At 62.7% G+C, this 14,077-nt stretch carries 17 protein-coding genes; 9 read left to right on the top strand and 8 right to left on the bottom strand.

All coding sequences use genetic code 11. The annotated features are described in order from the left end of the window. Positions 1 to 15: 15 nt before the first annotated feature. Positions 16 to 1,101 carry an aminopeptidase gene (locus BMW74_RS07480; protein WP_093415842.1) on the bottom strand — a complete coding sequence of 362 codons (1,086 nt, stop codon included), beginning with the start codon at positions 1,099 to 1,101 and terminating at the stop codon, positions 16 to 18. 58 nt (positions 1,102 to 1,159) lie between these two features. Here BMW74_RS07480 and BMW74_RS07475 point away from each other — a divergent pair, with 58 nt between their 5' ends. Continuing rightward, a complete protein-coding gene (locus BMW74_RS07475) occupies positions 1,160 to 1,576 on the top strand; it encodes a PA0061/PA0062 family lipoprotein (RefSeq protein ID WP_093415839.1) in 417 nt (138 codons plus the stop codon). Positions 1,577 to 1,616: 40 nt separating this feature from the next. Further along, positions 1,617 to 2,036 (top strand): PA0061/PA0062 family lipoprotein, encoded by a 420-nt coding sequence (locus BMW74_RS07470; RefSeq protein ID WP_093415836.1) that lies wholly within the window; start codon positions 1,617 to 1,619, stop codon positions 2,034 to 2,036. A 6-nt stretch (positions 2,037 to 2,042) separates the two neighbouring features. Here BMW74_RS07470 and BMW74_RS07465 read toward each other — a convergent pair whose 3' ends face one another. After that, a complete protein-coding gene (locus BMW74_RS07465; RefSeq protein ID WP_093415833.1) occupies positions 2,043 to 2,276 on the bottom strand; it encodes a DUF1161 domain-containing protein in 234 nt (77 codons plus the stop codon). A 100-nt stretch (positions 2,277 to 2,376) separates the two neighbouring features. Next, on the bottom strand, positions 2,377 to 2,808 hold the full coding sequence (locus BMW74_RS07460) for an OsmC family protein (protein WP_093415830.1): 432 nt from the start codon (positions 2,806 to 2,808) through the stop codon (positions 2,377 to 2,379). A 220-nt stretch (positions 2,809 to 3,028) separates the two neighbouring features. On the opposite strand from BMW74_RS07460, the gene BMW74_RS07455 reads away from it, so the two are divergent. After that, complete coding sequence (locus BMW74_RS07455; RefSeq protein ID WP_093415827.1) at positions 3,029 to 4,030, top strand: LLM class flavin-dependent oxidoreductase; 1,002 nt, start codon at positions 3,029 to 3,031, stop codon at positions 4,028 to 4,030. Positions 4,031 to 4,084: 54 nt separating this feature from the next. Here the strand turns inward: BMW74_RS07455 and BMW74_RS07450 are convergent, their stop codons facing one another. Both BMW74_RS07450 and BMW74_RS07445 read right to left on the bottom strand, forming a co-directional pair. Further along, on the bottom strand, positions 4,085 to 4,315 hold the full coding sequence (locus BMW74_RS07450; protein WP_093415824.1) for a DUF1161 domain-containing protein: 231 nt from the start codon (positions 4,313 to 4,315) through the stop codon (positions 4,085 to 4,087). A 123-nt stretch (positions 4,316 to 4,438) separates the two neighbouring features. Further along, positions 4,439 to 4,654: a dodecin gene (locus BMW74_RS07445; protein ID WP_093415820.1), complete on the bottom strand. Its 216-nt coding sequence runs from the start codon at positions 4,652 to 4,654 to the stop codon at positions 4,439 to 4,441. A gap of 144 nt (positions 4,655 to 4,798) precedes the next feature. On the opposite strand from BMW74_RS07445, the gene BMW74_RS07440 reads away from it, so the two are divergent. After that, positions 4,799 to 5,125, top strand: coding sequence for an ElaB/YgaM/YqjD family protein (locus BMW74_RS07440; RefSeq protein ID WP_093415817.1), 327 nt, complete (start codon positions 4,799 to 4,801; stop codon positions 5,123 to 5,125). Here BMW74_RS07440 and BMW74_RS07435 read toward each other — a convergent pair. Beyond that, positions 5,122 to 6,015 (bottom strand): LysR family transcriptional regulator, encoded by an 894-nt coding sequence (locus tag BMW74_RS07435; RefSeq protein ID WP_093415813.1) that lies wholly within the window; start codon positions 6,013 to 6,015, stop codon positions 5,122 to 5,124. The genes BMW74_RS07440 and BMW74_RS07435 overlap by 4 nt on opposite strands. Positions 6,016 to 6,127: 112 nt before the next feature. Between BMW74_RS07435 and trpB the strand changes: the two genes are divergently transcribed. Together trpB and trpA are read left to right on the top strand one after the other, a co-directional pair. Further along, positions 6,128 to 7,348: a tryptophan synthase subunit beta gene (gene trpB, locus BMW74_RS07430; RefSeq protein ID WP_093415810.1), complete on the top strand. Its 1,221-nt coding sequence runs from the start codon at positions 6,128 to 6,130 to the stop codon at positions 7,346 to 7,348. Continuing rightward, entirely contained in the window at positions 7,348 to 8,160 is an 813-nt protein-coding gene (gene trpA / locus BMW74_RS07425) for a tryptophan synthase subunit alpha (protein ID WP_093415807.1), read from the top strand. Before trpB ends, trpA begins: the two co-directional genes overlap by 1 nt. 141 nt (positions 8,161 to 8,301) lie before the next feature. Here the strand turns inward: trpA and BMW74_RS07420 are convergent, their stop codons facing one another. Continuing rightward, the gene (locus tag BMW74_RS07420) at positions 8,302 to 8,628 is read right to left on the bottom strand and encodes a DOPA 4,5-dioxygenase family protein (RefSeq protein ID WP_093415804.1); all 327 of its coding nucleotides are present in this window, start codon (positions 8,626 to 8,628) and stop codon (positions 8,302 to 8,304) included. A gap of 34 nt (positions 8,629 to 8,662) precedes the next feature. Beyond that, positions 8,663 to 9,613, bottom strand: a complete 951-nt coding sequence (locus tag BMW74_RS07415) for a choline sulfate utilization transcriptional regulator (protein WP_093415801.1) — start codon at positions 9,611 to 9,613, stop codon at positions 8,663 to 8,665. A 114-nt stretch (positions 9,614 to 9,727) separates the two neighbouring features. On the opposite strand from BMW74_RS07415, the gene betC reads away from it, so the two are divergent. The 3 genes from betC to BMW74_RS07400 all read left to right on the top strand — a co-directional run bounded on the left by betC (position 9,728) and on the right by BMW74_RS07400 (position 13,992). Then, positions 9,728 to 11,242 carry a choline-sulfatase gene (gene betC / locus BMW74_RS07410; protein WP_093415799.1) on the top strand — a complete coding sequence of 505 codons (1,515 nt, stop codon included), beginning with the start codon at positions 9,728 to 9,730 and terminating at the stop codon, positions 11,240 to 11,242. Positions 11,243 to 11,257: 15 nt separating this feature from the next. Beyond that, complete coding sequence (gene choX / locus BMW74_RS07405; RefSeq protein ID WP_093415797.1) at positions 11,258 to 12,178, top strand: choline ABC transporter substrate-binding protein; 921 nt, start codon at positions 11,258 to 11,260, stop codon at positions 12,176 to 12,178. Between the two features lie 245 nt (positions 12,179 to 12,423). Continuing rightward, positions 12,424 to 13,992, top strand: a complete 1,569-nt coding sequence (locus BMW74_RS07400; RefSeq protein WP_093415794.1) for a SulP family inorganic anion transporter — start codon at positions 12,424 to 12,426, stop codon at positions 13,990 to 13,992. Positions 13,993 to 14,077: the final 85 nt, after the last annotated feature.

Genomic DNA, 14,077 nt, shown 5'->3' with positions numbered 1-14,077 from the left:
CTGCTCGCGAAGGGCCTACGCCGTTCCTGACGCCGCCAACGCTTTCAACGCCGCCTTGCGCTGTTCAACCGGCAACGCCCCCAGCGTCTCCACCGCCGCAAAAAACCTCGACCAATCGCCACCCGCCTGTCGGAACACTTCGGCAAAGGCTGGCACCCATTGGTCGTACAGCCCGAATGGCAGCAGCTTGGCGTTGTTCATCGGCGCGTTGATCCAGGCGTCATACCGCTTGTCACCCGGCCACTGGCTATCGCGCAGGGCTCGGTAGTCGCGGCGTAGCCGTTCGAATTCGGCGGCCTTGAGCGAACGCATCGGTTCGGCCGGCAGCGGTTGGGCGTAGAGTGTTTCCAGGCGTGTGCGGGTGTCCAGCACCAGTTGGGTGAACCGTTCACGCTGGTGTTCCTGAGCCTCGCTCACCGGGGGCAAGCCACGATAGGCGCGCCACTGCCGCGTACCTTCTCGCTCAACAAAGGTCGCGTAGGACTCGTTGAACTCGGTGTCGTCCTTCACATACATCCGTTGGTGCGCCAACTCGTGAAAGATCAGCGTCGCCAGGCGTTCATCGCCCCAGCCCAGCATCGAACTCATGATCGGATCATCAAACCAGCCCAGGGTTGAGTAGGCCTCGACACCGCTGACCGACACATCCATGCCCTGCAGGCGCTGCAAAGCCGCCGCCCCCCGCGCGGCCCCCAGGCTGTAGTAACCGCGGTAGGCCACGCACCCGGCAATCGGGAAGCAATGGGTCTGCGCCGTAAGGGAAAATTCCTCGGTGGCGAACACATTCCACACCACGTAGGGACGGCCAATGTCGGCGTACACCCGATAACTCCGGTTGTCCGGCAGGTGCAGGTGCTGGCTGGCGAAATCCCGGGCCTTTTGCGACTGGGCCAGATGGGCACGCAACGTGGCATCGCGGCCCGGATCGGCAATCGCCTCGCTCACTGGGGTGCGCGAGCGCAGCAACTGCAACTGACCCTCGGCCAACTGGCTGTAGTAACGGACGCTGGTACAACCGTTGAGCAGCAAAAGCACGGTCATCGGAAACAAAACGCGTAAAACGCGATCAAGTAACCGATGGCTTGGAAGCAGCCTGATCACATCAACACATCCTTGGGGAGTCTGCTCGCAAGACTATCTCGCTGACTGGAGCTTCGCTATGCGCGTGTTACTACTGACTGGCGGCCTGCTCATACTGGGCGGCTGCGCTGGACTGCCGCAACCCGACCCACGCCAAGCCTGGATCGACCTTGCCCCTCATCCCCAGGACACCGCGCTGCAAGCACTGGAGGTCGATGACAAGGCCACCAGCGACAAGCGCTACTTTCAAGTCGAGCCGGGCAGCCATGAGCTGACGGTGCGCTACCAATTCGCCGTACAGCCCACCGACATCGGCCCGAACGCAGAACCACTGTGGCGCGATTGTCAGTTGAACGTAAAATTCAGCGACTTCAATGCCGGCCAGCGTTATCAGTTGCACGCGGGAAACATCGGCTTTCGGCCGTGGGCAAAACTGTATGACGAGCAGCGAAAAGTCGTCGGCCAGGCCAAGCCGGCAGGCTGCCAGCGCACGTGATCGACGCTATGCTTGATGTATGCCCCTTTGGAAATTCATCATGCGCACGTATTTGCTGTTGCTGCCCATCAGTTCACTGGCCGCGTGTGCCAGTCCCTTGCCTGAGGTCAATCCACAGATGGCCTGGGTCGATTTCGCCATGCCCTCGCCGGGCGGCAAAGTGCTGATGGCCGAGCGTCTGGACAACCAACCGCAACGCGACGGACGGTTCTTCCAGGTCCCGCCGGGCAGTCATGAGCTGATGGTGCGCTTTGACTTCGAGGTGTTCGGCGGGGGCATGGGCATGAACACCGACCCGCAGGAGCGGCTGTGCTACATGACCATTCCTTTTGCGCACTTCGAAGCGGGCCAGCGCTACCGGCTCGAAGCCCGCTCGCTGGCCTTCACCCCCAGCGCCCGGCTGTACAACGCCAAGCGCGAGGTCGTCGCCGAAGAACGCCAGGTCAACTGCGTGCCGTAGGGCCGATCAGCTGTCGTTCTTCTGGTAGATGATTTTCTTGGTGCCGAAATCGCAACTGCCAACCACCATATTCTGGTCGTGCACGTCCTCATTGCTGACAATCTCCAGCGTGTAGGACGACACGTTATTGGCCTGGATCTTCGCTTCGATCTCGGCCTTGAGTTCTTCACAGGGTTTGGGGGCAGCCAGGACCGAGGTGGCCAGGGCACTGCAGATAGCCGCCAAAACAAGACGTTTCATGGTTGAAGCTCCCTTGAGGCAGCGCGTACGGACATACGCTACAGCTGCGGTCACTGATTCGACCACAATTTTGCCCGGGGAGCTGCGCTTTGTAGCGCGATCACCCCACGAGCGTCGCATCCAGGCTGATTTTAGCGTTCAACACCTTGGACACCGGGCAACCTTGCTTGGCCTGGTTACTGAGGGCGTCGAACTGCTGCTGGTTGGCGCCGGGGATCTTGGCCTTGAGGATCAAGTGCACCGCGGTGATCGCAAAACCGCCATCGACTTGATCCAGCGTTACCTCGGCCTGGGTATCGATGCTGTCGGCCTTGAGCCCGGCTTCCCCGAGAATCAGCGACAAGGCCATGGAGAAACACCCCGCATGGGCCGCACCGATCAACTCTTCCGGGTTGGTGCCCTTGCCACCCTCGAAACGCGCCTTGAAGCCGTAGGGTGCGTCCCTGAGCACCCCGGTTTCAGTGGAAATCGAACCGATGCCGGTTTTCAGGTCACCTTCCCAATGTGCCGATGCCTTCTTCTTGATGCTCATCTGTGCCTCCTCGAAATACGGGTTCGCGGGTACTAGGAACTCTGAGGATAGAAGGTCAAGAAACGTTCAGCTTGTCGGACAGAACCGTTTATCTGGTAGCCAATTTCACGCTGGCTATTGAAACTCGGGTATATGCCCACATTGATGAAGCACGCTTACGCATTCGGCAGGTTTTCGCTCGTAAGAAAAGCCTGCGTACCCCCATTGGAGAAGCAGGCTCATGAAACCACTGTCCGATATCAAGTTCTCGACCCTGGACCTCGTGCCCGTACGCGAGAATGGCAGCCCCGCGCAGTCGCTGCGCAACTCCCTGGACCTGGCGCAACATGTCGAACAATGGGGCTACACCCGTTTCTGGGTCGCCGAGCACCACAACATGGACGGCATCGCCAGCTCTGCCACCTCGGTGCTGCTGGGCTATCTGGCCGGTGGCACGTCGACCATTCGGGTCGGTTCCGGTGGCGTGATGCTGCCCAACCATGCGCCACTGGTGATCGCCGAGCAGTTCGGCACCCTGGAAAGCCTTTACCCTGGCCGCATCGACCTGGGCCTCGGCCGGGCACCCGGCTCCGACCAGATGACCGCCCGCGCCTTGCGCCGTGAACGCTCCGGCAGCGCCGACGATTTCCCCGAGGACGTCAGCGAACTGCTGCGCTACCTCGGCCCACGCACCCCCGACCAACGGATCATTGCCATGCCCGGCACGGGCACCAACGTCCCGGTCTGGCTGCTGGGTTCCAGCCTGTTCAGTGCACAACTGGCCGGGGAACGCGGCTTGCCCTACGCCTTTGCCTCACATTTCGCACCGCGCTACATGCATGAAGCGATTCGCGTCTACCGCAACCACTTCAAGCCTTCGGCCGTACTGGATAAGCCGTATGTGATGCTCGGTGTGCCGTTGGTGGCGGCCGATACCGATGAGCAGGCTGACTACCTGGCCACCTCGGTGTACCAGCGGATCCTCGCGCTGATGCGTGGCCAGAGCCTGGTCCAGCGTCCGCCAGTGGACACCATGGACGGCCTGTGGCTACCGCACGAGAAACAAGCGGTGGGCGATTTCCTCGGGCTGGCCATGGTCGGCAGTCCGGCGAAGATCCGCGCCAAGCTCGACGTCCTGATCGAACAGACCGGCGCCGATGAGCTGATCTTCACCTGCGACCTGTACGAACATGCCGACCGCCTGCATTCCTACGAACTGCTGGCCCAGGTGATGAAGGGCTGAACTGCGCCCACAAAAAAGCCGACGCCTTGGCGTCGGCTTAAGGGTCACTGGCGCTTATTTGCGCTTGTAGACGATTTCTTTCTTACCCGCGTCGCAGGTGCCGACGGTCTTGCCATCGGTACCGGTGTTGCTGGCCTTATCGACAATCTGCAGCGAGTAGCCGTGGACGCCTTTGGCTTCAAGCTTGTCCTTGATTTCCTTTTCCAGCACATCGCACGACTTGCCGGCGGCAAGGGCTGTGCCCGCCAGGCTCAATAAACCTACAGCCAGAATCAACTTCTTCATCGCTCACATTCCCTGGTCGATCAAAAGGATAAGCATCCGGGCATCTGCTGCCAGGACTCAATAGCGCTTTGCCATCTCCTATGGCAATCAGCCAGCGCACACGTTCATCAGCCTAGCGTAATGTCAGCTATTGGCAATCCGAAAGCCCACCTTGAGCGTCACCTGAAAGTGCGCGGCCTTGCCGTCCTTGATATGCCCACGGGTCTCGGTGACTTCGAACCACTCCATGTGTTTGATGCTTTTACCGGCCTCGGTCAAGGCATTGTTGATGGCTTCTTCTATGCTGGTCGGGGATGAGCCCACCAGCTCGACTTTTTTGTAGGTGTGATGGTCAGTCATGGCGCTCTCCTGCTAGGTGTTCCTAGAGCCTAGCAGCGATCCCAAAGAAGTCTTGCCGCGTGAAAAGCGCAGATCGACTGCACTTTCCAGACCCCCCGCAGTCCCAACCTTCACACGCCACTCAATCAATGCAGGAGAGCCATCATGGCCAACACTTCTTTACGTAAAGCCTCATTGCAAAGCATGGAAGCCGAGATCGAGAGCCTGCTCAAGTCGCTGGAAAGCTTGAAGAGTGACGCCTCGGACGAGTCGCTGAAAACCCTCAAGAACCTCAAAAGCAACGCCGAGAACGCGCTGAAACACTCGCGCCACCTGCTCAGCGATGCCTATGAAGAAGTCAAAGTGAAGACCCGTGAGACCGGGATCGCCACCCGCGACTACGCCCAGGAACACCCCTGGACCACCGCTGGGGTCGCCGTGGGTGCCCTGGGCTTGCTGGCCGCTTACTTGCTGTGCAAACGCGGCGATTAATCGGTTTGGCGCAGTTCGTTCTTTAGCCACTGCGCCAACTGCCGAGCGCGCCCGTCCGCGGCGCGCTTGGGTAGCCACAACGCCAGTTGCGCCGGGGTTTGACTGAACCCCCACGGCGCAACCAGGCGACCGGCCTTCACGTCCTCGGCCACCAACGGCTGCGGGGCAATCGCCACACCGAGCCCGGCCACCGCCGCCTCCAGCAAGTAATACAAATGCTCAAAGCCCTGACCGAACGTCAGCCCCGCCGCGTCGAGGTGGTTTTGCCGTGCCCAGCTCGGCCAGGCTTGTGGCCGGGACGTGGTGTGCAGCAAGGGTTCGCCGAGCAACGCGCTGGCCGGAGCCTGGCGCAGGCGTTCGTAACCGGCGAAACGCGGGCTGAGCACCGGGCCGATACATTCGCTGGTCAATTCATACACCTGCATGTCCGCGGGCCACGGCGGCTCGGCGAACACCAGCAGGGCATCCAACCCCGGACGACGCGGGTCGAGATCGCCTTCGCCCGCCGACAAGTGCAGGCGCAGGTCCGGCAAGTCGGCATTGAGCCGCCCCAGGCGCGGAATGAACCAGCGGGCCAGCAAGCTGCCGGAGCAACCGAGCACGAACGGCGCATCGGCGTGCACCTGGGTCAGCTCAGCGCAGACGGTGCGCAGGCGCTCGAACGCCTCGCTGCTGGCATCACGCAGGCGCACGCCGGCATCTGTGAGTTTAAGGCCGCGTCCATCCTTAACGAACAGGCTCACGCCCAGGTGTTCTTCCAGCACTTTCAATTGCCGGCTGACGGCCCCGTGGGTCACGTGCAGTTGTTCTGCCGCCTGGCTGACGCTGTTCAGGCGGGCAGTGGCTTCGAAGGCGCGCAGGGCGTTGAGCGGGGGAAGGTCGTGGCTCATGGGATCTGTGAGTTTTCCTGACAGGTTGCGGCGATCTTATCGGTTTTCAGTCCACCGCGTCAGGGGTAGAGTGGGCGCCATTGTCACTTCATGCACTCAACGGGAGCGCCCCATGACCCAGACTCATCTGCGCAACGGCCCTGATGCCAACGGCCTGTTTGGCGCGTTCGGCGGCCGCTACGTCGCCGAAACCCTGATGCCGCTGATCCTCGACCTGGCCCGCGAATACGAAGCGGCCAAGATCGACCCTGCCTTCAATGAAGAATTGGCCTACTTCCAACGCGATTACGTCGGACGCCCAAGCCCGCTGTACTTCGCCGAGCGCCTGACCGAGTTCTGCGGCGGCGCCAAGATCTACCTCAAGCGTGAAGAGCTGAACCACACCGGCGCGCACAAGATCAACAACTGCATCGGCCAGATCCTGTTGGCCCGGCGCATGGGCAAGAAACGCATCATCGCCGAGACCGGCGCCGGCATGCACGGCGTGGCCACCGCCACCGTGGCCGCGCGCTTTGGCCTCGATTGCGTGATCTACATGGGCACCACCGACATCGAGCGCCAGCAGGCCAACGTATTTCGCATGAAGCTGCTGGGCGCCGAAGTGATCCCGGTGGTGGCCGGCACCGGCACCCTCAAGGACGCGATGAACGAAGCCCTGCGCGACTGGGTGACCAACGTCGACAGCACCTTCTACCTGATCGGCACCGTGGCCGGTCCACACCCGTACCCGGCGATGGTCCGCGACTTCCAGGCGGTGATTGGCAAGGAAACCCGCGATCAACTGCACGCCCAGGAAGGCCGCCTGCCGGACAGCCTGGTGGCGTGCATCGGCGGCGGTTCCAACGCCATGGGCCTGTTCCACCCGTTCCTCGATGACACCAGCGTCGACATCATCGGCGTCGAAGCCGCCGGCTACGGCATCGAGACCGGCAAGCACGCGGCCAGCCTGAACGGCGGCGTGCCGGGCGTGCTGCACGGCAACCGGACCTTCCTGCTGCAGGACGACGATGGCCAGATCATCGACGCCCACTCGATCTCCGCCGGCCTCGACTACCCGGGTATCGGCCCGGAACACGCCTGGTTGCACGACATCGGTCGCGTCCAGTACACCTCGGTGACCGATGACGAAGCCCTCGACGCGTTCCACAAGTGCTGCCGCCTGGAAGGGATCATTCCTGCCCTGGAAAGCGCCCACGCCCTGGCCGAAGTGTTCAAGCGCGCACCGACCTTGCCCAAGGATCACCTGATGGTGGTCAACCTGTCGGGCCGTGGCGACAAAGACATGCAGACCGTGATGCACCATATGCAACAGTCCCAGCAGGAGAAACACTGATGAGCCGCCTGCAAACGCGCTTTGCCCAGCTTAAAGAACAAAACCGCGCCGCCCTGGTGACCTTTGTCACGGCTGGCGACCCGGACTACGACACGGCGCTGGCGATCCTCAAGGGCCTGCCCGGTGCCGGCGCCGACGTCATCGAGTTGGGCATGCCCTTCACCGACCCGATGGCCGATGGCCCAGCCATTCAACTGGCCAACATCCGCGCCCTGGGCGCCAAGCAGAACCTGGCGAAAACCCTGCAGATGGTGCGCCAGTTCCGCGAAGGCAACAGCGACACACCGCTGGTGCTGATGGGCTACTTCAACCCGATCCACCACTACGGCGTACCGCGCTTTATCGCCGATGCGCTCGAGGCCGGTGTCGACGGCCTGATCGTGGTCGACATGCCACCCGAGCACAACAGCGAGCTGTGCGATCCGGCACAGGCCGCTGGCATCGACTTCATCCGCCTGACCACCCCGACCACCGATGACGTGCGCCTGCCGACCGTGCTCAACGGCAGCTCCGGCTTCGTGTACTACGTCTCGGTGGCCGGCGTGACCGGCGCCGGTACCGCGACACTGGAACACGTCGAAGAAGCCGTGGCCCGCTTGCGCCGCCACACGACACTGCCGATCAGCATCGGCTTCGGCATCCGCACCCCGGAACAAGCGGCGTCCATCGCCCGCCTGGCGGACGGTGTGGTGGTGGGCTCGGCACTGATCGACCACATCGCCAACGCCACCACGCCCGCGCAAGCCATCGATGGCGTACTGGGCCTGTGCTCGGCGTTGTCCGAAGGTGTGCGTAACGCACGGATTGGCTAAGACACACCAATACCTCTGTGGGAGCGGGCTTGCTCGCGAAGAGGCCGCGTCAGTCGACTTTGATGTTGCCTGACACGCCGCTTTCGCGAGCAAGCCCGCTCCCACAGTAGGTTTTGTGCGACACCTGCGATCTCAATCGGCTCAAAACACCGACAAATCCAGTGGCCGGATGGCGCCCATCCAGATCGCATGGTCGGTGTGATCCGCGAGGTCATCGCCGGTGTCGGGGTGCAGGAACACCACCAGGCCCTTGCGATTAAGCGCCAACCACGGCAACACCACCCCCAGGTATTGCGGCTCGAACGCCAGCTGGCAGCTCCAGTCCGGGTGCGGGCCGACAGGCCGCTCATGCACTCGCCCCATCCGCAGCGCAAACAACTTCGCCGCCTGTTCGCACAAGCTACGCGCCTGATCGATGCTGTTCGCATCAAAATATACGTGGGCGTGATAGCCCTTGATTCGTTGCATAACGTTCTCGTGGACGGGTTGCCAAGCCGCAACGCTACACCGCAATCGAGGGCAGGACCAAGCCCGTCAACGTGTCGGCGCTGCTGGCTTGCTCGGCCATCAGCCAGTCGACGAACTGCTGGATCAACGCACTGCGGCGCTTGCGCTGGGGCAAGACCACGTAATAGCCAAAGCTCGACATCGTCGTCTCGCTGATCGGCCGGCACAACAACCCCTGCGCCAACAAGTTATCCACAAGGTGGCGCCAGCCGATGGCCACACCCTGGCCGCCGATGGCGGCTTGAATCAACAGCGTGTAGTTGTCGAACCGCAACTGGCCGGGCGCCGGCGCGGCGGTGATGCCCAAGGTGCGGAACACCCCACTCCAATCGAACCAATGGCTGCTGTTTTCCCCGCGCAGATGCAGCAGCGGCAACGCCTGCAAGGCCTGGGCGGGCAGGGGCAGCGGGCGCCCCTTGAGCAGCAGCGGGCTGCACACCGGGAACACCTCTTCGCTGAACAACCAGCGGCTCTCGCCCTGCTTGAAACGACCATCGCCAAACAACACCGCGACATCGATGTCGGTGCGCAGCATGGTGTGGTTGCGTTCGCTGGTGACCAGGCTGACGTCCACCTGCGGATTGGCCTCGTGAAACCGGTGCAGGCGTGGCATCAGCCAGTAGGCGGCGAAGGCAAAGTCGGTGGCCACCTGCAACACCTCGTGCTGGTGCTGGGCGCTGATGGCCGCCAACCCGGCGTCGATGCTCTGCAACCCGGCCTGGACCTGTTCGAACAGGATCGCGCCGGCCTCGGTCAGCTCGATGCCTCGGTAGATGCGGTCGAACAGGCGCGTGCCCAGCTGTTCCTCCAGCCGCTTGAGCTGCTGGCTGACCGCCGGCTGAGTGGTGCCCAGCTCCGCCGCCGCGGCGGTGAAACTGCGCTGGCGTGCCGCGGCCTCAAAGGTACGCAGCAGGTCCAGGGACAAATCGCCAAGGGCGTCATACATAAGCAGTACTTATCCTAGTCATTGCCGGGCATGGGCTTTACCACGAAGGGTACGGGCGACATCCTCGATCGCAGCACCTTCGCATAACTGCTCACTATGGAATGCCGCGATCACATGAAGCGCAAGAACATTCTTTTCATCATGGCCGATCAAATGGCCGCCCCCTTGCTGCCGTTCTATGGCGCTTCGCCGATCAAGCTGCCTAACCTGAGCCGCCTCGCCGCCCAAGGCGTGGTGTTCGAGGCCGCGTACTGCAACAGCCCACTGTGTGCGCCGTCGCGCTTCACCCTGGTCAGTGGCCAGTTGCCGAGCAAGATCGGCGCCTACGACAACGCCGCGGATTTCCCCGCTGATGTACCGACCTATGCCCACTACTTGCGGCGCCTAGGCTACCGCACCGCGCTGTCGGGCAAGATGCACTTCTGCGGCCCGGACCAACTGCACGGCTACGAAGAACGCCTGACCAGCGATATCTACCCGGCCGACTACGGCTGGGCCGTGAACTGGGACGAACCGCACGTGCGGCCCAGTTGGTACCACAACATGTCCTCGGTGCTGCAAGCCGGACCCTGCGTACGCACCAACCAACTGGATTTCGACGAAGAGGTGGTGTTCAAGGCCCAGCAGTACCTGTTCGACCACATCCGCGAAGACGGCGACCGGCCGTTTTGCCTGACGGTATCGATGACTCACCCACACGATCCGTACACCATTCCCAAGGCCTTCTGGGATTTGTACGACGACAACGACATCCCATTGCCTGCAACCCCGGCCCAGGAAAGCCTCGATCCCCACTCACAACGCCTGCTCAAGGTGTATGACCTGTGGGACAAGCCGCTGCCTGTGGATAAGATTCGTGACGCCCGTCGTGCCTACTTTGGCGCGTGCAGCTATATCGACGCCAACGTCGGCAAACTCCTGCAAACCCTCGAAGAAACCGGGCTGATGGACGACACCATCATCGTCTTCTCCGGCGATCACGGCGACATGCTCGGCGAGCGTGGCCTCTGGTACAAAATGCACTGGTTCGAAATGGCCGCCCGGGTACCGCTGCTGGTCAGCGCGCCGGGGCAATTCGCCGCTGGGCGGGTCAGCGCCGCCGTTTCCACCGCCGACCTGCTGCCGACCTTCGTCGAGTTGGCCGGCGGCGCGCTGGAGCCCGGCTTGCCCCTCGACGGCCGCTCACTGGTCCCACACCTGCAAGGGCAGGGCGGCCATGACGAGGTGTTCGGCGAGTACATGGCCGAAGGCACCGTCAGCCCGCTGATGATGATTCGCCGGGGCGCCTACAAGTTCATCTACAGCGAGGACGATCCGTGCCTGCTGTTCGATGTGCACAACGACCCCCACGAACAGCAAGAACTCAGCCAATCGCCGCCACATCGCCACCTGTTCAGCGCTTTTCTCACAGAGGCCCGCGCCAAGTGGGACATGCCGGCGATCCACCAACAGGTACTCGCCAGCCAGCGCCGCCGTCGATTCGTCGCCGACGCGCTGGCCCAAGGCACGCTCAAGAGCTGGGACCACCAGCCGCTGGTCGACGCCAGCCAACAGTACATGCGCAACCACATCGACCTCGATGACCTGGAGCGCAAGGCACGTTATCCACAGCCCTGCCAAAACCAATAACGTAAGGGGAAGCACATGCAACGGTTATCCACAGCACTGGTGGCAGGTCTGCTGGCCTTGGGCAGCGCATCGGCCGGGGCCGAGCAACGCTGCGAGACGGTGAAAATGGCCGACCCGGGCTGGAGCGACATCGCCGCAACCAATGCCATCACCGGCGTCCTGCTCGATGGCCTGGGCTACAAGGCCAAGGTCGACACCCTGGCCGTGCCGATCATCTTCGGCGGGCTCAAGGACGGTCAGGTCGATGTGTTCCTCGGTAACTGGATGCCGGCGCAGCAGGGCTTCTATGACAAGTTCGTGGCCACCGGCGAGGTCACCCAACTGGCGAAGAACCTCGACGGCACCGAGTTCACCCTGGCCGTGCCGGACTATGTGTGGGACGCCGGCGTGCATGACTTTGCCGACCTCAACCGGTTTGCCGGGCAGTTCGACAAGAAGATCTTCGGCATTGGCGCCGGCGCCCCGGCGAACCTGTCGCTGAAGGCGATCATCAGCAAGAACGACTTCGACCTGGGCCAGTGGAAGCTGATCGAGTCCAGCGAACAAGCGATGCTCGCCGAAGTCTCACGCGCGGTGAAGAAGCAAAAATTCGTCACCTTCCTCGGCTGGACTCCGCACCCGATGAACGTGCAACTGAACATGCGCTACCTCAAGGGTGGCGAGAAATACTTTGGCGCCACCGGCAGCGTCTACACCCTGACCCGCAAAGGTTATGCACAGGCCTGCCCGAACGTCGGCCAGTTGCTGAGCAACCTGAGTTTCACCCAGGCGATGGAGAACAGCATCATGGCCGAGGTCCTGAACAAAAAGGTCAGCAATGCCGAGGCGGCCAAGGCGTGGATCAAGGCCAATCCACAGGTGTTGGAGCAATGGCTCGACGGGGTGAAGACGGTGGATGGGCAGGAGGCGCTGGCGGCGGTGAGGGCCAAGCTGTAGAGACTGATAGGGGATCAGTAAAACACCACAAGCCCCCTGTGGGAGCGGGCTTGCCCGCGAAGAGGCCATCCGCCGTGGAATCACTGTTGGCGGGGCCACCGCTTTCGCGGGCAGGCCCGCTCCCACCCTGATCGGCGTCACCCCCGGTATTTCATCCACTGGCGCTCAAGTGTTTTGAGATATGTGTTTGCGCCCGACAAAGGTACGATCCATGACTCTCTCACCGCCCTTCATCTTGAGGCCCCATGGCAATTCCCACACGCCATAAACTGTTTCCCTTCCTCAGTTGGCTACCCCGGCAAACCCGTGCCAGCGTGGGCCGCGACCTGGTGGTGGGGCTGAGCGGGGCGGTCCTGGCGCTGCCGCAATCGATTGCCTACGCCCTGATCGCCGGGTTGCCGGCCGAATACGGTTTGTACGCGGCCATCGTCCCGGTGCTGATCGCCTGTTTGTGGGGGTCGTCGTGGCACCTGATCTGCGGTCCGACGGCGGCCATCTCCATCGTCCTCTACGCCAGCGTCAGCCCGTTGGCCGTCCCCGCCTCCCAGGACTACATCACCCTCATCCTGTTGCTGACCTTGCTGGCCGGGGTTTTCCAATGGCTGCTGGGCATGCTGCGCTTCGGCGCCCTGGTGAACTTCGTCTCGCACTCGGTGGTGCTGGGGTTCACCCTCGGCGCGGCGGCGGTGATTGCCCTGGGGCAGTTGCCCAATCTGCTGGGGCTGGAGCTGGCGAACCAGGCCACCGCGCTGAACAGCCTGTTGTCGCTGGTCAGCCACCTCGACGCCCTGGATCAACCCTCGCTGGTGCTGGGTCTCGGCACCTTGGCGCTGGGGATTGTGTTGAAGCTGCTGCTGCCGCGCTGGCCGAGCCTGCTGCTCAGCCTGGTCCTCAGCAGCGTGCTGGTGTGGCTGTGGCCGTCGATGTTCGGCCACGTGAAGCTGGTCAGCGCGTTCGTCGGCCGCCTGCCACCGTTCAGCCCGTTGCCGCTGGACCTGGAGTTGGTGCTGCGCCTGCTGCCCAGTGCAGTGGCGGTGGGCATGCTCGGGCTGGTCACCAGCCTGTCGATTGCCCGCTCGCTGTCGATCCGCTCGCAGCAGTTGCTCGACGCGAATCAGGAGATCCGCGCGCAGGGCCTTTCCAACATCGTCGGCAGTTTTTTCTCCGGTTCGCTGTCAGCCGGCTCCTTCACCCGTTCGGGCCTGAGCTACGAGGCCGGGGCCTGCTCGCCCCTGGCCGGGGTGTTTTCGGCGCTGTGGGTGGCGTTGTTCGCGGTGACCGGGGCGACGTTGATTGCACACATCCCGATCCCGGCCATGGCCGGCAGCATTCTGCTGATCAGTTGGGGGCTGGTGGACCACCGTGGCATTCGCGCGCTGTGGCGGGTCAGCCGTGCCGAGTTCCTGGTGATGGCGCTGACCTGCGTCGCCACGCTGTTGCTGGAGCTACAGACGGCCATCTACGCCGGGGTGCTGGCGTCGCTGTTCTTCTACCTCAAGCGCACCTCGCAACCGCGGGTGCAGCAGTGGCGCGAGGGTGACGAAGAGATCCTGCGGGTCGGCGGCTCGATCTTCTTCGGCGCCAGCCACTACCTGCAAGTGCGCCTGCAACGCACCCAGGCCCCGAAGGTGGTGATCGAGGCGCAGCACATCAACTTCATCGATTACTCAGGGGTGGAAATGCTCCACCAGCAAGCGCGGCGCCTGCTCCAGCAGGGCCGCAGCCTGACCTTGCGCCGAGCGCGGGGGCATGTGGTGGAGGAATTGAGGAAGTTGGAAGGGGCGCAGAAGTGTCCGATTCGGTTTGAAGATTGATCTGACACCACAATACGGCTCTTGTGGGAGCGAGACCGGCTGGCCGGCGAAAGCGATGTATCAGACTGCAATGCTGTCGACTGAC

The sequence above is a fragment of the Pseudomonas sp. ok272 genome (assembly GCF_900109995.1).
Taxonomy (GTDB): domain Bacteria; phylum Pseudomonadota; class Gammaproteobacteria; order Pseudomonadales; family Pseudomonadaceae; genus Aquipseudomonas.
Note: the sequence above shows the minus strand (reverse complement) of the source record. Positions and strands in the feature narration are given on the sequence as shown.